Raw genomic sequence first — 20,244 nt, 5'->3', positions numbered from 1 at the left:
CCGTTACTTGGCGGCCAGGACGGATGCCTCGGCGGCAGCTGCCTGCGCCGCGGCATCGCTCTTGAACTGCGGCGCGTTCAGCTCCTCGTCGGGGCTGATGGCGGTGCGCGTCGGGTCCCACTTGATGATCGAGCAGATGATGAACGCGACGAGCGGCACGATCGAGAGGATGAGGAACGTCGGGCCGAGGCCGATGCCCTCCTTGAGGAGCGGGAAGACGAGCAGTCCGAGCGCTGCGCCCGCGCTGCCGATGGCGCCGATGATGCCGTTCGCACCCGCACGGAGTTCGCTGCGGAACGACAGCGTCGAGAGGCTCTTGCCGTTGGCGCCCGGGCCGCCCGAGTGGAACAGGATGAACAGCGACGGCACCACGAAGGCGAGCCAGAGCGGCATCGACTCGTAGAAGAAGCCGAGCACCACGAGCATCGCGAACACCGCGGCGAACCCGATCGCCGAGGCCCGGCGCAGGCCGAAGCGCTTGCCGATGACGGGCGACATGAACCCGCCGACGATGCCGAACACGTTGAACACGAGCGCGCCGAGCGTCGCGACCACGAAGTCCTCGCCGAACAGCGCGATGCTGATGATCGGCAGGTACCAGCCGACCGCGAAGTACTGGATCGACTGGGCCATCTGCACCGTCGCGGCGAGCACCGTTCGCGGCAGGTAGATGCCGCGGAAGATCAGGGCGACGTTCGCGAAGCCCTTCGTCGCCTGGTTCGTGACGGGGATCCGGTCCTCGACCGGCGCTGCGGTGAACGTGGCGCCGTAGATCTTCGTCATCGAGGCGGCGGCGCGGGTGAGCTTCTCCTTGCGGGCGAGCCAGGTGGGGCTCTCGACCATGAAGACCGCCTGCAGCACGAAGAGCACGAGCGCCACGAGGCCGGCGGTGCCGACCGAGTAGCGCCAGATCGAGTCGCCGACGTTCATGTTGTAGAACATGATCGCGAGCACGAGGTTCGAGCAGACGGCGACGTACCAGATGCCCTGCCAGGTGTTCAGGCGGGCCTTGAAGCGGGCAGGGGTGAACTCCGCGAGCAGCGCCATCGCGATCGCGAAGTCGATGCCGTAGGCGGCGCCGACGAAGAAGCGGCCGGCGAGCACCATCTCGAAGCTCGGGGCGAACGCGGCGAGCATGGCGCCGGCGAGCGCGAGCACCTTGGCGATGAGGAGCGGAGGAATGCGGCCCCACTTGTCGGCGAGCCATCCGCCGATCGGGTTGAAGGCGATCGCGACCCACGACGCCATCGAGGTGAGGATCGCGACCTGCGTGGCACTGAGTTCCATGTCCCGCGTCATCGGCCCGAGACCGGCGGAGAGCGCCGAGTTCGAGAACGCGTCGAGGAACAGTCCGCTGAGCGCGAGCCACCAGATCAGGCCGGCGCGGCCTCCGATGCGCGAGCGCGAGTCGATGAACGAGACGACGTCGCTGACGCCTCGCAGAAGATGTTGTGGCACGGTGTCCGACCTCTCTGTCGGGAAACCCTGTCAGAGACGTGCACCAACCAAAAAAGGGCAGACGAAAACCTCCAACAGGAGGTCTCCATTCTTACCCTATTGGTCACGACCGTAGCCGACACCGAGGCGTGCGTCAAACCGCGCTTCGACGCCGCCCGCGCACCCGTACACTGGCGCTCGACGCACGAGGAGGTGCCGTGGACGACGCCGCAACGAGGCTCACGCACGAGCGCGAGATCAGCGAACCCGTCTCGCTCACCCTGCCGAACGGCAGGCTGAACCGGGCGGCCGTGGGGTGGACGCGGCATCCGCTGCACGACACCTCGGGCATCCGTCCCGGAGGCACCGGCACCGGCCGCAACAAGCGCTGGGAGTACTGGGGCATCACGACGCCCGACCACATCGTCGCCGTGACGGTCGCGATGCTCGACTACGCGACGCTGAACCAGGTGTGGGTGTTCGATCGGGCGGCCTCGACCGACATCGACGCGAGCGCGATCACGCCGCTCTCACGCGGTGTCGACCTGCCCGGATCGCTCGGCGTCGGCGCCGGGGCACCCGCGGCGACCGCACGGGTGCCCGGCATCGAGACGACGATCACCGACGACACCGCCGGCACGCGCATCGTCGCGACGACGAAGCGCGTCGCGATCGACATCGTCGCCGAACGACCCGCCGGTCACGAGGCGCTCGGTGTCGTCGTGCCGTGGAGCGACACGAGGTTCCAGTACACGGTGAAGGATGTCGCGCGCCCCGCCCGCGGCACGGTCACGATCGACGGGGTGACGCACGAGCTGCCCGCCGGTGAGAGCTGGGCGGTGCTCGACCACGGTCGCGGCCGTTGGCCGTACTCGATGCGCTGGCACTGGGGCGCCGCCTCCGGCATCGAGCACGGGCGACGCCTTGGCCTGCAGCTCGGCGGCCTCTGGACCGATGGCACCGGCTCGACCGAGAACGCGCTCTCGGTCGACGGGCGACTGCACAAGCTCGGCGCCGAGCTCGACTGGCGCTTCGACCCGAGCGACTGGCTGCGACCGTGGACGATCACCGGCGACCGCGTCGAGCTCACCTTCACGCCGTTCCACGACCGGTATGCGAAGACCGCGCTCGGGGTCATCCACACCGAGACGCACCAGTGCTTCGGCACCTATCGCGGCACGGTGACGGATGACTCGGGCACCGCAGTGCCCGTCGAGGCCCTGACGGGCTGGGCGGAGTTCGTGAAGAACCGCTGGTAGCGGCATCCGCTCGGCGCGCCGGGTTCAGCCTCGCGAGGTGAGCAGCCGCTCCTGCCGCCGCCGATACGCCCGGCGCTGCACCATCAGCTGCACCGAGAGCGTGAGCACGCCGCCTGTGACGATGGCGACGAGGTTCACGATGAGCTGCACCGCGGCGCTGCCGGCCGGCCCCCACTCGCCCGCGGCGATGCCGACCGCGATCGCGCCCGCAGCGGGGATCGTCGTGACCGAGATGAGCACGCCGATGAGCGCACCGGACTTCGCCGACGTCAGCGAGAGCACCCCGGCGATGCCCGCGAGGAAGCCGACGATGTAGCTGAGCGGGCCGGGCTCCCAGATGAACTCGGTGAGCGGATGGCTCGCCGAGAGCGGATTCGGCGGGAACACGCCGATCGCCTGCTGCAGGAGCGCGAACCCGATCGTCACGACGATGGCGCCGGTGTAGCCGATCAGCAGCGTCGCCCCCGATCGCAGGACCACGCGCGGGCGACGCCGCACGATGCCGACCGCGATCGCGGCGAGCGGCCCGAAGTCCGGCCCGACCACCATCGCGCCCACGATGAGGATCGGCTGGTCGGTCACGACGCCCACCGCGGCGATGAGCGTCGCGACGGTCATGAACACGAGGAACGTCGCCGACAGTCGCACCTCGTCGTCGGTGCGCGCCTCGACCTCCTCCCACACGACCGCGTCGTCGTCGTTGCCGAAGACCGCCGCGGCGCTGCGGCGGCGCTTGCGACCGAGTTCGAGGTCGACCGACTCGATCGCGATCGAGCCCTGCTGGTCGAGGCCGACGTCGCGCAGCTGGGCGAGCAGCGCACTCGCGGCGTCGCGATCGACATCGCAGAGGAGCACATCGCCTGCGGGGTCGATGCCGGCACCGGGCAGCGCGATGAGGTTCGAGACGGGCGAGTCGGCGGCGCGCAGCACTCCATCGACATCTGCGCGGAGCGACGGCGGGACGATCATCCTCAGGTGCAGCACCGTGCCAGTCTGGCGCGACGGGATGCCGTGGCGGGTGCGGCGCGCTGTGCGCCGCCGGGCCTCAAGCGGTGGCGGCGCGTCCTTCGGCCGTCCCGGCCGCGGTGCCCGCGAGGATGCCGTCGAGCAGGCGGTCGAGTCCCCACACGAAGGCCGAGGGCTCCGCGTCGCCCGACACGAGGTGCTCGGTCGCCTCGGTGAGCGGGTGGCTCGCGGCATCCGACCACAATGCGCCGGCGGTCGACGTGTCGGCGGAGGTCTCGGCGTCGTCGACCCGCTCGGCGGCGTCGAGGGCGGCGACCCCGAGCACGTGGGCCCGCACGGCGTAGGCGGCACGGGCGGCGTCGTCCTGCGACATCCCCTCGGCCATGAAGCCGGCGATGAGGGTCTCGTTGAGTCCCAGTGCGTGCCGGCCGTCGAGGGGGCCGCTCGTGACGAGCACCATGGCGCCCGTGTGCTCGGCGATGCGCGCGCGCAGGGCCGCGGCGAGCGCGTGCACGCGCTCGCGCCAGGCGGAGCCGGTGTCGGCGGCCGCGGCGAGGTCGAGACTCGACAGCAGCTCCTCGACCATCGCGCGCAGCAGGGCGTTCTTCGAGGGGAAGTAGGTGTAGATCGCCGTGGGCGTGAGGCCGAGCGCCGCGGCGACGCCGCGCACGGAGACGGCGGCGAAGCCCTTCTGCTCGAGGATCTCGAACGCCGCATCGACGATGTCGACCTGGCTGACGCTGCGCCTCGGTCCGGGTTTCATGGTGCTCCTGTGTGGTGCGGGCGCGGGATTCGGCGCTTCGACCATTCTCCCGGGTTGCGCCGCCCCTTCCGTACCTCCCGCGCTCGACTGGGCAGCGTGATCAGGCGAGCGGCCTGAGGAAGGTCAGGACCGATGACGGCTCCTCGATGAGCGGAGCGAGGGCCGAGTTGAACGCTGCACCGTGCCGAGCCGAACCATTCGTCACCGTCATTCGCGTGCTGCACCGGTCATGATCGCCACCGCGTCGGTCATCGTGTGCGACTCGGGCGTGATCGTGGCCGCACGCTTGCCGAGTCGCTGGATGTGGATGCGGTCGGCCACGTCGAACACGTGCGGCATGTTGTGCGAGATGAGGATGACCGGAATCCCGCGGTCTCGCAGGTTCCTGATGAGCTCGAGCACCTGGTTCGACTCCCGCACGCCGAGTGCTGCGGTCGGCTCGTCGAGCACGACCACCTTCGATCCGAACGCGGCGGCTCGAGCCACCGCGACCGCCTGGCGTTGCCCGCCCGAGAGGTTCTCGACCGGCACCGTGACGTCTTGCAGGGTCGAGATGCCGAGCGCCTTCAACTCGTTGCGCGCCTTCTCGCGCATGCCCTTCTGGTCGACGACGCGGAACACCGAGCCGAGGATGCCGTGCTTGCGCTCCTCGCGCCCGAGGAACAGGTTCGCGGCCACGTCGAGCGCCGGCGAGACGGCGAGATTCTGGTAGACCGTCTCGATGCCCGCGGCCCGGGCGTCCTGCGGCCGCTTGAAGTGCACCGGCTTCTCGTCGAGGAAGATCTCGCCCTCGTCGGGGATCTCGGCGCCCGTGAGGCACTTGATGAGCGTCGACTTGCCGGCGCCGTTGTCGCCGATGATCGCGAGCACCTCGCCGGGGTACAGCTCGAGGCTCACCCCGTCGAGGCCGACGACCCGGCCGAACGTCTTGACGAGTCGGCGTGCGCGCAGGATCGGAGTGCGGGTCTCTGCGGGGCCGGCGGCGGGCGCCTGGCCCGCGGCATCCGTTGCGGTGGTCATTTGCGTACCTTTCGAATCCACTGGTCGACCGAGACGGCGACGATGATGAGCACGCCGACGGCGAAGGTCTGCCAGAGCACGTCGAGCCCGGCGAGTGACAGGCCGTTGCGGAACACGCCGACGATGAGCGCGCCGAGGAGGGTGCCCCACACGGTTCCGCGACCGCCGAAGAGGCTCGTGCCGCCGATGACGACGGCGGTGATCGAGTCGAGGTTGAGTTCTGCGCCCGCGTTCGGCGACGCTGCGTTCGTGCGACCGATCTGGATCCAGGCGCCGAGCGCGAGGATCGCGCCCGCCGCGAGGTAGACGCTCATCAGCACCCGGTTGACGCTGATGCCGGCGAGGCGCGCGGCCTCGGGGTCGTCGCCGACCGCGTAGACGTGGCGGCCCCAGGCCGTCTTCGCGAGGATCAGGGCGACCACCACGTAGAGCAGGAGCATCGTCAGCACGCCGACCGTGAAGTTCACGCCGCCGATGTTGAAGGTGGCGCCCATCGAGGTGAGCAGTTCGGGCATCTCCGCGCCGCGGATGGTGGCCCCGCCCGAGTACAGCAGGGTGAGCGCGACGAAGATGCTGAGCGTGCCGAGGGTCACGATGAACGGGGGCAGCTTCAGGCGCGTGACGAGGAATCCGTTGAACGCGCCGGCCGCGAGTCCGACGATGAGGCCCAGGAGGAGGGCGAGCACCCCGGGGATGCCGAGTTGCACGCTCGTCTGCGCCATCACCATCGAGCTCAGCACCATGACCGCGCCGACCGAGAGGTCGATGCCCGCGGTGAGGATGATGAGGGTCTGGGCGACGGCGAGTGTTCCGACCACGGCGACCTGCTGCGTGATGAGCGAGAGGTTCGCCGGGTTCAGGAATCGGTCGTTGAGCAGGCCGAAGACGATGACGGCGAGCACGAGCACGATCGCCGGGCTGACGGCCGGGTAGCGGTGCAGTGTGTTGCGGACGCGGCTGAGGGGCGTCGTGCGGTCGAGGAATTCCTCGGCCAGGTCGAGCGCCGAGGTCGGCGGCTCGAGGGTCTGCTGGGTCACGTTGAACCTCCGTTGTTCAGTGGGTGGGCGGTGCAGGCCGGGAGGGACCGGATGCCGCGGGGCTGCGTCGTGATCATGCGGGCGCCGCTCCGCGGCATCCGTCACCGACTGGCACCGCTCACGTTGCGGTGCCGGGGTCAGCCCCAGCAGATCTCGCCGCCCTGTGCGGTGTCGATGGACTCGACGCCGTCCTGGGGGTCGTCGGTGACGAGCGCGACGCCGGTGTCGAAGAAGTCGAGCCCTTCCGTCGTCTCGGGTGCCTTGCCGGTCTTCACGAGGTCGAAGATCGCCTGCACGCCGAGCTCGGCCATCTTGACCGGGTACTGCTGGCTGGTCGCACCGATGACGCCCTCGCCGACCTGCTCGACGCCGGCGCAACCGCCGTCGACGGAGACGACGATCACGTCGTCCTTGCCCGCTGCCTTGAACGCCTCGTAGGCGCCGTAGGCGGCCGGTTCGTTGATCGTGTAGACGACATTGATGTCGGGGTTCTTCGAGAGCAGGGTCTCGGCGGCGGTGCGGCCGCCGTCTTCGGCGCCGCCGGATGCCTCATTGCCGACGATCTCGTAGTCGCCACCGCTGTAGGTGCCGCTCTTCGCCTCGTCGCCGTTCACCGCTGCGTCGGCGGTGTCGATGCCCATGCCGTCGAGGAAGCCCTGGTCGCGGTCGACGTCGACCGAGACGATCTTGTCGTCGAAGAGGTCGATGAGCGCGATGGTCGCCGTCTCCCCTGCGAGCTTGGCCGCGGTCCACTCGCCGATCTCCTGGCCGGCCGCGAAGTTGTCGGTCGCGAAGGTGATGTCGACGGCGTCGGGGTCGGCGGGCGGAGTGTCGAGCGCGATCACGAAGAGGCCGGCGTCGCGGGCCTTCACGAGGGCGTCTTCGACGCCCGGCCCGTTCGGGGTGATCAGGATGCCGGCATCGCCCTTGGAGATGGCGTTCTCGATGGCCTGGATCTGGGTGTCCTCGTCGCCGTCCTCCTTGCCTGCGGCGAGCGTGAGCTCGACGCCGAGTTCGTCGGCGGCGGCCTCCGCGCCGTCCTGCATGGCGACGAAGAACGGGTTGGTCGTGGTCTTGACGATGAGCGAGACGCCGATCGCGTCAGCGTCACCGCTGTCGCCGGCATCGGCGCCCGCAGCACAGCCGGTCAGGGCGAGCGCCGCGGCAGCGGTCAGCGATCCTGCGGCGATGAGACGGCGGCGGAGCGCACCCGGTGCTGTGTGATTCATCGATGAATCTCCTCTGGTGTTGGAAGGCCCGTTGTCGCCTTGACAACGATGTCATCGATAGGTCTAGCCCACCAGCCGATGTATAGTCAAGTCCAACTTGCATACTTGGGAGCGAAACGTGACACCGTTGTCAAACACGAGTCCGGCGCCGGAGAGCGCGCGTTCCCGGCCGACGATGCGGCATGTCGCCGCCTTGGCCGGCGTCGGCGTGAAGACGGTCTCGCGCGTCATCAACGGCGAACCCAACGTGTCGGCGGCGACGATCGCCAAGGTCGAGGCCGCGGCACGCACCCTCGACTACCAACCCGACCTGCACGCCGGAAACCTGCGCAGAGCCGATGGCCGCACGCGAACGCTCGGCCTGCTCGTCGGCAGCGTCGACAACCCGTTCTCGGGCGCCGTGCATCGCGCCGTGGAGGACGCGGCTCTCGCCCGAGGCGTCTCGGTGTTCGCCTCGAGCCTCGACGACGACCCGGCGCGCGAGCAGGAGGCGGTCTCGGCCTTCCTCCGCCGCCGTGTCGACGGCCTGATCCTCACCACCATCACCGAGAGCCAGGCGTATCTCGCTCCCGAGCTGCGTCGCGGCACCCCGGTCGTCTTCGTCGACCGCGAACCGGCCGGCATCACCTCGGATGCCGTGGTCAGCGACAATGCCGACGGGGCCGCCCTCGCAACCCGTCACCTGCTCGAGCACGGGCATCGCCGCATCGCCTACCTCGGCGATCGCCACGGCATCCAGACCGCTCGCGAGCGGCATCGCGGCTACCTCGACGAACTCGGCAGGGCGGGTGTTTCCACTCGTGACCAGCATGTCGTCGAAGGCCTCCACGACGAGGCGACGTCGCAGGCCGCGACCCTCGCACTCTTCGACGCGCCGAGTCCGCCGACCGCGATCTTCTCCAGTCAGAACCTCGTGACCATCGGAGTCATCCGTGCACTGCGCGAACTCGGCCGGCAGCACGACACGGCCCTCGTCGGCTTCGACGATGTGCCGCTCGGCGACCTGCTCGATCCCGGCGTCACGGTCGTGGCGCAGAACCCCCAGCAGATCGGCCGCACGGCCGCCGAACGGATCTTCGCCCGTCTCGACGGGGACACCGCCCCCGCGGCACGCTCGATCGTACCGACGCGGCTCATCGTGCGCGGATCGGGCGAAATCACGCCACGAACGGAGGGCTGAGCGATGTCACGGCACGACGTGGATCCCAGCGCGCGCATCACCGTCATCGGCGACGCGCTCATCGACGAGCTGCGCGACCAGCGCGGCGCCCGCGAGTTCGTCGGCGGGGCCGCCCTCAACGTCGCGGTCGGACTCGCCCTCCTCGGCGAGGACGTGACGCTCGTCGCGATGCTCGGCGACGACGAGCCCGCCACCCGCATCCGCTCGTACCTGCGCGACTACGGCGTGCGCCTCGTCGAGAGCCCGTCGGCACTCGGCACCTCGAGGGCCGTCTCGGACCGCACCGACGGCGAGCCGCGCTACGAGTTCAACGAGGCCGCGCAGCGGCGCAGCATCCGCTTCGACGAGGCGACCCGTGCCGCGATCGACGAGGCCGACCTCGTCGTCGTCAGCTGCTTCCCGTTCGACGACGCCGAGCAGGTCGCCGAGCTGCGCGACGCGATCGCCCGCCCGGGCGAACGGCTCGTGATCGACGGCAACCCGCGCGCGGGCATGCTGCACGATCGCGAGGCGTTCCTCGAGAACTTCACCGTCGCCGCACGCGACGCGATGCTCGTGAAGGTCGGCGACGAGGACGCGGAGCTGCTGCTCGGTGCTCCGCTTCCGGCGTTCGTCGAGCGGCTGCGCACGCCTGCGACGGGCGGGGCCGCGACGGATGCCGCGTCGCCGCGCACCCCGGCCGTGCTGGCGACCGCAGGACGCGAGGGCGCCGCCCTCCATGCCGACGATGCGGCGGTGCACGCCGGCATCGTCGAACTGCCGGGAGCGGTCGTCGACACGATGGGCGCCGGGGATGCCACGCTCTCGGCGGTCGTGCACCACCTCGCGGTGCACGGGCTGCCGAGCGACGCGAGCGACTGGGCCGCCGCGCTCGAGTCGGCGATGGCGATCGCCGCCGCGACCGTGCGCCACGAAGGCGCGCTGCTGCGGGTTCCAACCCGCCCGTCCGCGGGCGGGAGCTGACGGCCGGCAGGGCGGCTCAGCGCACGAGCCGCACCTCGAGCACCTGCCAGAAGTCGTCGACCTTCGAGGTGCCGTCGGGCTCGAACCCGTTCCGTCGGTAGAACGCGTGCGCCCTCGGGTTGTCGGCGAGCGCCCACAGGTAGGCCGGCCGATCGCCGATCGCCGCGTCGAGCAGCGCCTGCCCGACACCCCGGCCGTGGAACTCGTCGAGCACGTAGAGTCCCTCGAGCTCGAGCTCGCGGGGCCGGTCGGCATCGCGGCCGGTGCTGGTGTTCGCCCAGCCGACGATCTCGCCGCCGTGCTCGCCGTCGTGCTCGCCGCCCACGACCGCCACCTGGATCTCCATGCGATGGAACCCCTCTGGCGCCGGGTAGACATCGTTCGCGATCGCGAGGTTCGTCGTCCAGGCCCTGATGCGATCGGCGTACGTCCACCCCTCGACCTTGTCGCGCGGCACCCGACCCGGCTCGACGTACGTCGACTGGTGGCTGTCCCAGTGAACGCGAGTGATGCCCGGGGCATCGGCGATGACCGCGGGGCGGATGACGAACTGAACCGGCATGGGCTCCATCATGCACTCAGAACGGCCAGACGAACGGCACGAAGAACACCGCGACGACGAGGAACAGCAGGAGCAGCGGCAGCCCGAGCCGCCAGTAGTCGCCGAAGCGGTAGCCGCCGGGCTCGAGCACCATGGTGTTCGCCGGCGTCGCGACGGGCGTCAGGAACGACGCCGCCCCCGCGACCGTGAGCGCCATCATGAACGGCAGCACCGAGACCCCGAGGTCGGCGGCGACGACGACCGCGACAGGCGCCACGATGAGCACCGTCGCCGTGTTCGAGATGAGCTGGCCGAGCACCATCGTCAGCGCGCAGATCGCGAACAGCGCGAGGTGCGGCGAGGCATCGCCCACGAGACCGAGCAGGCCGCCGGCGATGAGGTCGGCCGTGCCCGTCGAGATGAACGCCGTCGACAGCGGGATCATGCCGGCGACGAGCACGACCGTCGTCCACGAGATGCTGCGATAGGCCTGCGTCGGGCTCACGACCCTGGTCAGCACGAGAGCGGATGCCGCGGCGAGCCCCGCGATCGCCGGAGGCACGAGGCCCGTGGCGAGCAGCACCACCATCGCCGCGAGGATCACGATCGCGCGCTTCGCGCCGGCGCCGAGCGGCACCGAGCGGCGCATCGTCGCCGGGTCGTCGACGACGAGCACGTCGGGGCCGGCGGTGTTGCGCTCGAGCTCGCCCCACGGGCCGGTGACGAGCAGCGTGTCCCCGGCCTGCAGCAGCGCGTCGGTGCCGACGAGGTCTTCACCGCCCCGCTGCACGGCGAGCACGACGAGATCACCGCTCGGCGTGCACATGCCCGGGAAGAGGTGCAGCCCGATGAGCGAGGAGCGCGGTGCCACGACGACCTCGGTCGCCCCTTCGCGCACGCCGATGAGTTCGGTGCCCTCGGGCAGGTGGTACTGCTCGCGCAGCGTGCGGGCGTGCGCGCTGACGTCCTGCGGCAGGCTCGTCGCGGCCCGCTCGGGGAGCAGGCGACGCCCGAGGAGCGAGATGATCAGCAGCGTGCCGACCACGAGCGGCACCCCGACGAGTCCGAACTCGAAGAAGCCGAACGGGCGCGCGCCGGCGTCGGCCGCCGCCTCGCTGACGATGATGTTCACGGGCGTGCCCGTGAGGGCGAGCAAGGACCCGGCGTGCGCCGAGAATGCGAGCGGCATGAGCATCTGCGAGGGCGCGATGCCGGCGCGGGTCGCGACGACGACGACCACCGGGATGAGCGCCGCCACCGCCCCGTTCACGCTGATGAGCGCGGTGACGCCGGCCACCAACAGGCACACGACGAGCAGCAGCGGCCCGCGCTTCGTGCCCGCCCGGCCGATGACCTGCTGCCCCGCCCACGCCGTGACCCCCGTCGAGTCGAGCGATTCGCTCACGACGAAGAGGGCGGCGATGAAGATCACCGTGGGGTCGCCGAATCCGGCGAGCGCCTGTCCGAGATCGAGGATGCCGGTGAGCCAGAGGGCCACCGAGACGCCGATCGCGACGATGCCGAGCGGCACGCGGTTCGACATGAACGCGATGATCGCGAGCGCCAGGATGACGAGCGTGGTCGCGACGGGGTCCATGGGCACAGACTAGCCGCGGGGCATCCGCTACAGGAGGGGTCCGCGCGACGACCGCAACCGGCTCGTGATGGCCGACCCGGCGAGGATGCCGAGGGCGATCGCGACCATGGTCGATGCCGTCGTCACGAGGGTGTCCGCACCGGCCTGGTCGCCGCCGAGGATGGTAGCGACGCCGACGAGCCCGATCGCCCCGGGCACGAGCAGCCAGAACGCGGGCAGGAAGCTCACGACGGCGGGTGGGCCCGTGCGCTGCCGTGCCACGAGCACGGCGACCGGCGTCATCACGAGCGCCCCGACGAAGGCCGACAGCACGCCGCCGAGGAAGACGTCGCCGATGACCTGCGCGCCGTAGGCCGAGTAGAGCACCAGCAGGATCCAGACGATCGAGTCGCGGCGACCGCAGTTGTAGACGACGATGCCGACGCCGAACACCGCGACGGCGATCCAGGGCGCGATCGGACCGATCGGCTGGGACGCCGTCGTGAAGTCGATGCGCGGCACCCCCACGAGCGCGGCCGCCCCGACGATGCCCACCGCGAGCAGCACGAGCTGCATGGTGCCCGCGGCGAGGCGGCCGCCGCCCGACATCATCTGGCCCGTCGCGAGCTCGATGACGCCGGTCGTGAGGAGCGAGCCCGGCAGCAGCGTGACGAGCGGTGCGATGAGGGCCGGCAGCACGCCGGGGTCGAGCCCGAACCTGATGAGCAGGAACACGGCGATCGAGACGACGAACGCGATCGCCACCGTCACGAGCGCCTGGTAGTCGCGCGGAGCCCGGGCGGAGATGAGCTGTGCGGCGCCCGCGAACACGCCGAGCACGGCGGCGACCCCGGCCCCCGCCCACGAAGCCCCCAGCAGCACCGAGAGCCCTGCCGACAGCAGGGCGTACGCCACCACCCGCTGCACCGGCGAGTACGGCAGCGGCTGCCCGCGGAGCTTCCGGATGCGGCGCCGCGTCGTCGCCGGGTCGATGGCACCGGTGCGGGCGCCCTCGACCGTGCGGTTCAGCTCGTCGATCTGCGCGAGCGTGAGCTTGCTGTTGCCGCTCGCGACGGCACCGGTGCTGAGTTCGCCGACGCCGCGGGACGACACGATCAGCGCGGTCGGGAAGACGATGATCTCGGTCGCCGGGGCGGCGTTCACCGTGGCGATGTCGAGCAGGGCGGTGTGCACGGTCGTCACGGAGTACCCGGCGTCGATCATCGCCTCGCCCACCGATTCCATCGCGGCGAGGGTGACCGCGGGCGGCGGGGTGGTGCCCGGCGCGGGCCCGCCCGGCGTGAGCACCCCCGTGGCGACGGGGCCGGTCTCCGACTCCTGCTCGGCCGCCCCCGGCCTGCGGATCGCGAAGAGCACGGCGGCGCTCGCGAGCAGCACGAGCGAGGCGATGATCCACGACCACGGCGACACGGCGTCGTCGTCGAGCACCGACGGCGGGACGGGTTCGAGCACGGGCGCCTGCGACGGCGTCTCGGTCGGCGTCGGCGGCGCCTCGGTCGCTGGCGCCTCGGTGGTGGGGGGCGGCGTGGTCGGGACCGGCTCCTCGGTCGGCTCCGGCTCGGTGGTCGGAGTGGGCTCCGGGTCGGGCTCTGGCTCGGTGGCGGGAGGCGTCGATTCGAGGGGCTGATCCGTCGGCAGCGGCTCCTCGACCGGCGCGGTCGCCCAGGCCGCGGGCGGCGCGAACCCGAGGCATACGACCCCGAACCAGCCGGCGACGGCGAGCGCGCCGATCGCGCCGACGACCCGCACCCACCCCCCGGCTGTCATGTCGCTCACTGTAGTCTCGGCCGCCCGCGAGGCTCAACGCCCGCGCCGTATCGCCGACGGCCCCGGTGGCGCTACGGTGAGCAGCAGGAGCAACTGGACCTCGAGGGGACGTTCATGAGCATGCAGGCCGAAGCTTCCGTTGCCGCTCCGATCGCGAAGACCTCGTGGCTCGCGCTCATCGTCGTGGTGATGACGCAGATCCAGGCCTCGTTCGCCGTGAACGCGCTGACGGTCTCGATGGCCGGCATCACGACCGACCTCGACACCCCGGCGAGCTCGGTCGGCACGGCGATCACGGCCGGCACCTTCGCGATGGCGGCGTTCATCCTGCTCGGGGCGAAGGTCGGCTCGCGGTTCGGCAGCCGCGGCGTCTTCCAGATCGCCGTCGCGATCCACGGCGTGGCCATGCTCTGCGTCGCCCTCAGCGTCTCGCCGGCGATGCTCTTCATCGCGCAGGCCTCGTCGGGTGCGGTCATCGCCCTCATCGCCCCGGCGCTCACCGTCTTCATCGCCACGAACTACCACGGCCCGCAGCAGGGCAGGGCGATCGGCCTCCTCGCCGCGGCGATCCCCGCAGCAGGCGTGCTGGCGCTCCTCCTCGCCGGCTGGTTCGCGAACACGATCGGCTGGCGCTGGTCGTTCGTGCTCATGGTCGGCCTCGCCGTCGTCAACCTCGTGCTGAGCTTCGGGCTCAAGCGGGTGCCGGCGCAACCCGGCCTCTCGATCGACTGGACCGGTGCGATCCTCGCGGCCGTCGCCGTCATCCTCCTGAGCTTCGGCTTCTCGGGGCTCTCCACCTGGGGAGTCTGGCTCGCGACGAGCCAGGCTCCCTTCGACGTCCTCGGCATCTCGCCCGCGCCGCTGCTCGTGATCGCCGGCCTCGTCGTCGGCCAGGTGTTCTTCTCGTGGCTGCGGCGCCGCGGCCGCGAGGGCAAGCCGCGGATCTTCGACCTGCGCGTGCTCGCGACCGGCTCCGAGCGGGCGATCACGGCGTGTATGGCGATCATGCTCTTCGTCGGCACGGCGGCGAACTTCCTGATCCCGCTCTACATCCAGGTCGTGCAGGGCCGGTCGAGCATCGAGACCTCGTTCTCGATCATCCCCTACACGCTCTCGATCTTCCTCGCCTCGACGTTCGTCGCCTCCCTCTACGGCCGGTTCACGCCGAAGGCGATCGCGAGCGCCGGTTTCGTCGTGGTGGCGTCGGCTCTCACGCTCCTCGCCTTCACCGTGCGCGGCGAGTGGAGCCAGGGCTTCGTCGTCGCCGGACTCATCCTGCTCGGCCTCGGCCAGGGCGCGATCGTCGCCCTCGTCTTCAACACCCTGCTCTCCTCCGCCCCGAAGCAGCTCGCCGGCGACGTCGGCGCCTGGCGCGGGCTCGTGCACAACCTCTCGGGCAGCGTCGGCATCGCGGTCGCCACGGCGTTCGCCGTGGGCATGCTCTCGACGCTGCTGCTGAGCGGCGCGCAGGAGCACCCCGAGATCTCCGACGAGCTCATCGCGCAGGTGAACATCAACGAGGCCGACTTCCTCACGAACGAGCAGCTCGCGGCCGCGCTCGAGTCCCGGGCGACCGGTCCGCAGCTCGACGCCGCCATCGCGGTCAACGCCGAAGCCCGCCTGCAGGCGCTCAAGGTGTCGCTGCTCGGCCTCGCGGCGCTCTCGCTCCTCGCGATCGTGCCGGCGACCCGCATGCCCGGGCGCCGCCGCGACGAACTGCCCGAGAAGCTCGAACCCGACGACGACGACCCGATCGACCCCGTCGACCTCGACGACGTCAACGACCTCGATGGACTCAGCCTCGACGACCTCGACCAGAAGGAGGCGCTGGCATGACCCGCAGCGCGAACAAGCTCATCCCCGGCGACTTCGACGCGGTGTCGTCGCTCGCCCACTCCCCCGCCGTCGTGCTCGACGAGGCACTGACCGACGTCGAGGTGACGGGCGTGCTCGTCACCACCCCGGTGCCCGAAGCCGAGTCGATCGCCGGACTCGACCAGGCCGCCCGGGAGCGCGCCGGCTTCGAGGCGAAGGTCGGGCAGACGCTGTACGTTCCCGGCGCCGAGCCGGTCGTGCTCGTCGGCGGCGGGCCGGCGGCCGAACTCACGATCAACGGGCTGCGCGACGCGACGGCGACCCTCGTTCGCGCTGCCGCCAAGTTCTCGCGCATCGGATTCGAGATCCCCGCACTCGGCACGCTCGAGCGAGCCGCGGCCGGCCAGGCGATCGCCGAGGGCGCCGCCCTCGGCCGCTACCGCTACACGGGGCGCTCGACGACGCCGCCGGGGGCAGCGCTCGAGCGGCTCGCGCTGCGGATCGGCGACGTGCTTCCGGCGACGACCGGCGCCGTCGAGCTGGCCGCCGGCGTCGCCGTCGGAATCGTCACCGCGCGCGCGGCGAACGTGGCGCGCGACCTCGCCAACACTCCCCCCGGCCACCTCACCGCCACCGACCTGGCCGACGTCGCCGTGTCGCTCGGCGCACGCTTCGGATTCGAGGTCGAGGTGTTCGACAAGCAGCAGCTCATCGAGCTCGGCTGCGGGGGCCTCCTCGGCGTCAACCGCGGCTCGACCGAGGAACCACGCATGGTGAAGCTGCGCTACACGCCCGCCGGCACCTCGACGGGGCATCTCGGGCTCGTCGGCAAGGGCATCATGTACGACTCGGGCGGCATCAGCCTGAAGCCCTCCGACCCGATGCACCTGCTCATGAAGATGGACATGGGCGGCGCGGCATCCGTGCTCGGCGCCTTCACCGCGCTGCGGGCGCTGCGGGCCACCGCGACCGTGACCGGCTGGCTCATGTGCACCGACAACATGCCGTCGGGCTCGGCATACCAGCTCGGCGACGTGCTCACCGCCCGGAACGGCACGACCGTCGAGGTGAAGAACACCGACGCCGAGGGCCGGCTCGTGATGATGGACGCCATCGCCCTCGCGAACGAGGAGGGCGTCGACACGATCATCGACATCGCCACGCTCACGGGCGCCGCCCTCATGGCGCTCGGCACCTCGACCGCCGCGCTCTTCGGCAACGACGAGTCGACGCTGGCCTCGGTCGAGCGCGCCTCGGCTTCGACCGACGAGCAGGTCTGGCGGATGCCGCTCGAACGCCGGTACCGCAAGCAGCTCGATTCGGATGTCGCGGACCTCTCGAACCTCGGCGGCACCTTCGCCGGGGCGACGACGGCGGCGCTCTTCCTCGACCACTTCGTGGGCACGACGCCGTGGGCGCACCTCGACATCGCGGGCACCATGCAGTCGGATGCCGACGACTCGTGGCGTTCGAAGGGCGCGACCGGGTTCGGCACGCGCATCCTCATCGACGTGGCGCGGAGCTTCCAGCCGGCGCGCTGACACGGAGCGGCCCGTCGGGTCGGCCGCAGCGACGACGACGACGCGTCAGTGGAGCACGCCGGCGCGGTACGCCGCCTCGGTGCGGGTCGACGCCCCGAGCTTGCGGAGGATCGCCGACACATGCACGCTCGCGGTCTTGCCGCTGATGAAGAGCCGCTCGCCGATCTGGCGGTTGCTGAGCCCCTCGGCGATGAGTTCGAGCACCTGACGCTCGCGGGCGGTGAGCTCGGCGATGACGTCGTCGTCGGGTGCCACCGTGCCCGCGATGCCCGGCCCGGCACCCGCCCCGGCCTTGGCCCGACCCGAGCCCATGCCGCCGTCGAGCGAGAGCCCTGCGGCCGCGGCGACCTGCTCGACGCGATCGCGCACCGCGCCGACCCCGCCGCTGAGGGCGAGGTCGAAGGCGCTCTGCAGGGTGACCTTCGCGGCAGCACGGTCGCCCGCCGCGAGTTCGGCCTCGCCCTGGCGGGTGAGGGCGTAGGGCGCGAGGTAGCCGGGTGCCGTGGGCGCGGCCGCGGCCTGCGCAGCGGCCCGCCATGCCTCGGCGTCGGATCCGGGCGAACCGTCGGGCGCCTCGGCGAGTTCGGCCTCGAAGAACGCTGCCCAGATCGACTGCGTGGGCCAGCTGCGCATGCCGGCGAGCACCTGGCGGAGCGCCGGTTCGGCCGCACCGATCTCGGCGGCGAGGACATCGGGGATGCCGCCCGCCCGCTCGGCGGCACCCGCTCGGGCGGCACCGACGACGCGAGCCGCGACCCAGACGAGTGGAAGGCCGTAGCCGGGCAGCGGCGCCTCGGGCTCATCGAGCACCCGCTTGGCGTCGCGCCAGGCGCCGGCGATGTCGCCGGCGGCGAGCGCGACCTCGGCGGCGACGCGGCTGACGCTGAGCCGGGTCTGCTCCTCGACCTCCATGATCTCGGTCATCGTCGGGCGGACCCTGCGCAACTGCTCGGCGGCCCGCACCGGCTCGCCGAGCCAGAGGATCGACCAGATGCGCGCCCGCTGCAGGTACACCCCGAACGGCCCGGGCGGGTCGAGGGCGAGCGCGCGTTCGATCAGCGCTGCCGCGCGATCCCATTCGCCGAGTGCGAAGAGCGGGTCGACGGCGTTCGAGGCCAGGATCAGGCCGGAGCTGCGCTCGACGCCCTGCGCCCGCGCCTGCTCGAGCCCCTCTTCGGCGAGGCGCACCGCCTCGGCGTAGTTGCCGACGAGGAAGTGCAGGTCGGAGGCGTTCACCCAGTAGCGCAGCATCGCCGCGCCGTCGCCGTGCGAGAGCTCCTTCGCGCGCTCGAGGCCGGCGAACCCCGCCTCGACCTCGCCGCGGCTCGCCCGGCTGACGGCGGCGACGTTGGCGGCGAGCGACGCATAGCGCGGCGATTCGACCTCGAGCGCGACCTCGAGCGCGCGCTCGGCGGTGTCGACGGCCTCGTCGAGACGCCCTTCGATCATGAACCGACCGGCGAGCACGATGAGCACCGTCATACGGAGTTCGCTCGGACGCTCGCCGAGCACTTCGAGCGCCTCTTCGAGCACCGGGATCGACCCTGGCCGCCCCACGCTGGCGAGGTCCATGGCCTTGTCGCGCAGGAATCGGGGGTACTGCGGCTCGTCGCGCGGGCACTCGGCGAGTGCGGCCTTCACGAGTGCGAGGCTCCGCTCACCCTCGCCCGCATTGCGGAGGTGCGATGCGGTGCGCCCCATGAGCTCGAGCTTCGTCATGCCCGACGCCTGCTCGGGCTCGGGCACCACGTCCCACAGGCCGATCGCCCGTTCGCCGAGCTGCGCGGCGGTGCTGTAGGCAGCGGCGGCACGTGCCTCGCGCATCGCATGGATCGTCGCCGGGAAGGCACGCGCGGCATCGTGCGCGCCGAGCCAGTGGAACGAGATCTCGGCCGCGAGGCGCCGGGTGCCGGCGGCCGCCGCCGTCTCGTAGGCCTCGGCGTAGCGCGAGTGGAATCTCGCCCGCTCGCCGGGCAGCAGGTCGGCGAGGATCGCCTCGCGCACGAGGGCGTGCCGGAACGCGTAGTCGTCGCCGTCGATCGTGAGCACGCCGGCGAGCACGCTCTCGCGGGCGGCGAGGTCGAGATCGTCGGCCGTGCCGTCGAAGACCGTCTCGAGCAGGGCGTGCGAGATGCGCACGCCGCCCGCGCTGATGACTCGCAGCAGCGCCTGCGCCGGATCGCTGAGCCGCTCGTATCGCGCGAGCAGCAGCTCGCGCAGCGTGTCGGGCAACTCGCCCTCGTCTCGGCAGCCGTCGAGGCCGACGAGTTCTTCGACGAAGAACGGCACGCCGTCGCTGCGCCGGAAGACGGTGTCGATGACCGAGTCGGTGGGCGGCTCGCCGACGAGCGACTTCGTGAGCTTGCGCACCTGCGCGCGGGAGAGCCGTGAGAGGTCGCGTCGCTCGACCCAGCGATCGCGTTCCGCTTCGGAGAGGAAGGCGCGCAGCGGATGCCCCCTCGTGACGTCTTCGCTGCGATAGGTCAGCACCGTGAGCACCCGACTCGAGCCGAGCGCGCGCATGAGGAACCGCAGCAGCGCGAGCGTCGCCGTGTCGACCCAGTGCAGGTCTTCGATGAGGAGCACCACCGGTCGCTCGCGCGAGACCGTCTCGAGCAGCACCGCGATGCCCTCGTGCAGCTGGCCGGTCGCCGCGCCGACGCCGGCCGGAGCTGCGACCGCAGCGGCCTCGGGGTCGGATGCCGCGAGCTCGGGCAGCAGCGCCGCGAGCGCGGGCCGACCGGGGCCGGCCGCCTCGAGCACCCGTTCGGGACCGAGGTCGGCCACGAGAGTGCGCAGCGCCGCCTTCACGGGCGCGTACGGTGCCGCGACGCTGCCGAGGTCGACGCACTGCCCGGCGAGGAGTCGCACGTCTGACGGCAGCCCGCGCTCGAACTCACGCACCAGCCGGGTCTTGCCGATGCCCGCCTCGCCGCCGATGACGACCGTGAAGGGCGCGCCGGCGCGCACCTCGTCGAGGCGCTCGTTGAGCCTCGCGAGGTCGGCGTCACGGCCGACCATGGCCGCCGCTGACGTGGTCACGATCTCATCGTGCCACGTCCCTCCGACAGCGGCAGCCGCCGAGGCATCCGTGATCGCGCTCGGCGGAATCTCCGAAGCGGTCGCCGG

At 71.4% G+C, this 20,244-nt stretch carries 15 protein-coding genes; 5 read left to right on the top strand and 10 right to left on the bottom strand.

From position 1 onward, the window contains the following. Nucleotides 1–3: 3 nt before the first annotated feature. Complete coding sequence (locus BUR99_RS11795) at nucleotides 4–1,458, bottom strand: MFS transporter (RefSeq protein ID WP_074260570.1); 1,455 nt, start codon at nucleotides 1,456–1,458, stop codon at nucleotides 4–6. A 197-nt stretch (nucleotides 1,459–1,655) separates the two neighbouring features. Between BUR99_RS11795 and BUR99_RS11790 the strand changes: the two genes are divergently transcribed. After that, nucleotides 1,656–2,696: a DUF2804 domain-containing protein gene (locus BUR99_RS11790; protein ID WP_074260569.1), complete on the top strand. Its 1,041-nt coding sequence runs from the start codon at nucleotides 1,656–1,658 to the stop codon at nucleotides 2,694–2,696. Between the two features lie 24 nt (nucleotides 2,697–2,720). Here BUR99_RS11790 and BUR99_RS11785 read toward each other — a convergent pair whose 3' ends face one another. The 5 genes from BUR99_RS11785 to BUR99_RS11765 form a co-directional block, all read right to left on the bottom strand. Further along, nucleotides 2,721–3,680: a DUF389 domain-containing protein gene (locus tag BUR99_RS11785; protein ID WP_074260568.1), complete on the bottom strand. Its 960-nt coding sequence runs from the start codon at nucleotides 3,678–3,680 to the stop codon at nucleotides 2,721–2,723. Between the two features lie 61 nt (nucleotides 3,681–3,741). Continuing rightward, the gene (locus tag BUR99_RS11780) at nucleotides 3,742–4,425 is read right to left on the bottom strand and encodes a TetR/AcrR family transcriptional regulator (protein ID WP_074260567.1); all 684 of its coding nucleotides are present in this window, start codon (nucleotides 4,423–4,425) and stop codon (nucleotides 3,742–3,744) included. Between the two features lie 207 nt (nucleotides 4,426–4,632). Continuing rightward, nucleotides 4,633–5,445: an ATP-binding cassette domain-containing protein gene (locus tag BUR99_RS11775; RefSeq protein WP_074260566.1), complete on the bottom strand. Its 813-nt coding sequence runs from the start codon at nucleotides 5,443–5,445 to the stop codon at nucleotides 4,633–4,635. Continuing rightward, nucleotides 5,442–6,482: an ABC transporter permease gene (locus BUR99_RS11770; RefSeq protein ID WP_074260565.1), complete on the bottom strand. Its 1,041-nt coding sequence runs from the start codon at nucleotides 6,480–6,482 to the stop codon at nucleotides 5,442–5,444. The genes BUR99_RS11775 and BUR99_RS11770 overlap by 4 nt, the downstream gene beginning before the upstream one ends. Nucleotides 6,483–6,619: 137 nt before the next feature. Continuing rightward, nucleotides 6,620–7,711, bottom strand: coding sequence for a substrate-binding domain-containing protein (locus BUR99_RS11765; protein ID WP_074260564.1), 1,092 nt, complete (start codon nucleotides 7,709–7,711; stop codon nucleotides 6,620–6,622). Between the two features lie 118 nt (nucleotides 7,712–7,829). Here BUR99_RS11765 and BUR99_RS11760 point away from each other — a divergent pair, with 118 nt between their 5' ends. Together BUR99_RS11760 and BUR99_RS11755 are read left to right on the top strand one after the other, a co-directional pair. After that, nucleotides 7,830–8,891 (top strand): LacI family DNA-binding transcriptional regulator, encoded by a 1,062-nt coding sequence (locus tag BUR99_RS11760; RefSeq protein ID WP_394327838.1) that lies wholly within the window; start codon nucleotides 7,830–7,832, stop codon nucleotides 8,889–8,891. 3 nt (nucleotides 8,892–8,894) lie between these two features. Beyond that, nucleotides 8,895–9,854 carry a carbohydrate kinase family protein gene (locus BUR99_RS11755; protein WP_074260562.1) on the top strand — a complete coding sequence of 320 codons (960 nt, stop codon included), beginning with the start codon at nucleotides 8,895–8,897 and terminating at the stop codon, nucleotides 9,852–9,854. A 16-nt stretch (nucleotides 9,855–9,870) separates the two neighbouring features. Here BUR99_RS11755 and BUR99_RS20570 read toward each other — a convergent pair whose 3' ends face one another. The 3 genes from BUR99_RS20570 to BUR99_RS11740 are packed head-to-tail and all read right to left on the bottom strand — an operon-like array spanning nucleotide 9,871 to nucleotide 13,759. Further along, nucleotides 9,871–10,416 carry a GNAT family N-acetyltransferase gene (locus BUR99_RS20570; protein WP_074260561.1) on the bottom strand — a complete coding sequence of 182 codons (546 nt, stop codon included), beginning with the start codon at nucleotides 10,414–10,416 and terminating at the stop codon, nucleotides 9,871–9,873. A gap of 16 nt (nucleotides 10,417–10,432) precedes the next feature. Further along, entirely contained in the window at nucleotides 10,433–11,992 is a 1,560-nt protein-coding gene (locus tag BUR99_RS11745) for an SLC13 family permease (protein ID WP_074260560.1), read from the bottom strand. Nucleotides 11,993–12,019: 27 nt separating this feature from the next. After that, on the bottom strand, nucleotides 12,020–13,759 hold the full coding sequence (locus tag BUR99_RS11740; protein WP_074260559.1) for a threonine/serine exporter family protein: 1,740 nt from the start codon (nucleotides 13,757–13,759) through the stop codon (nucleotides 12,020–12,022). A 114-nt stretch (nucleotides 13,760–13,873) separates the two neighbouring features. Here BUR99_RS11740 and BUR99_RS11735 point away from each other — a divergent pair, with 114 nt between their 5' ends. Together BUR99_RS11735 and BUR99_RS11730 are read left to right on the top strand one after the other, a co-directional pair. Continuing rightward, complete coding sequence (locus tag BUR99_RS11735; protein ID WP_074260558.1) at nucleotides 13,874–15,595, top strand: MFS transporter; 1,722 nt, start codon at nucleotides 13,874–13,876, stop codon at nucleotides 15,593–15,595. After that, on the top strand, nucleotides 15,592–17,115 hold the full coding sequence (locus BUR99_RS11730; protein WP_074260557.1) for a leucyl aminopeptidase: 1,524 nt from the start codon (nucleotides 15,592–15,594) through the stop codon (nucleotides 17,113–17,115). Before BUR99_RS11735 ends, BUR99_RS11730 begins: the two co-directional genes overlap by 4 nt. A 45-nt stretch (nucleotides 17,116–17,160) precedes the next feature. On the opposite strand, the gene BUR99_RS11725 is transcribed toward BUR99_RS11730, so the two are convergent. Further along, nucleotides 17,161–20,157, bottom strand: coding sequence for a helix-turn-helix transcriptional regulator (locus BUR99_RS11725; RefSeq protein ID WP_234980834.1), 2,997 nt, complete (start codon nucleotides 20,155–20,157; stop codon nucleotides 17,161–17,163). Between the last annotated feature and the right edge of the window lie 87 nt (nucleotides 20,158–20,244).

It is taken from the genome of Agromyces cerinus subsp. cerinus, from assembly GCF_900142065.1.
GTDB lineage: Bacteria > Actinomycetota > Actinomycetes > Actinomycetales > Microbacteriaceae > Agromyces > Agromyces cerinus.
Note: the sequence above shows the minus strand (reverse complement) of the source record. Positions and strands in the feature narration are given on the sequence as shown.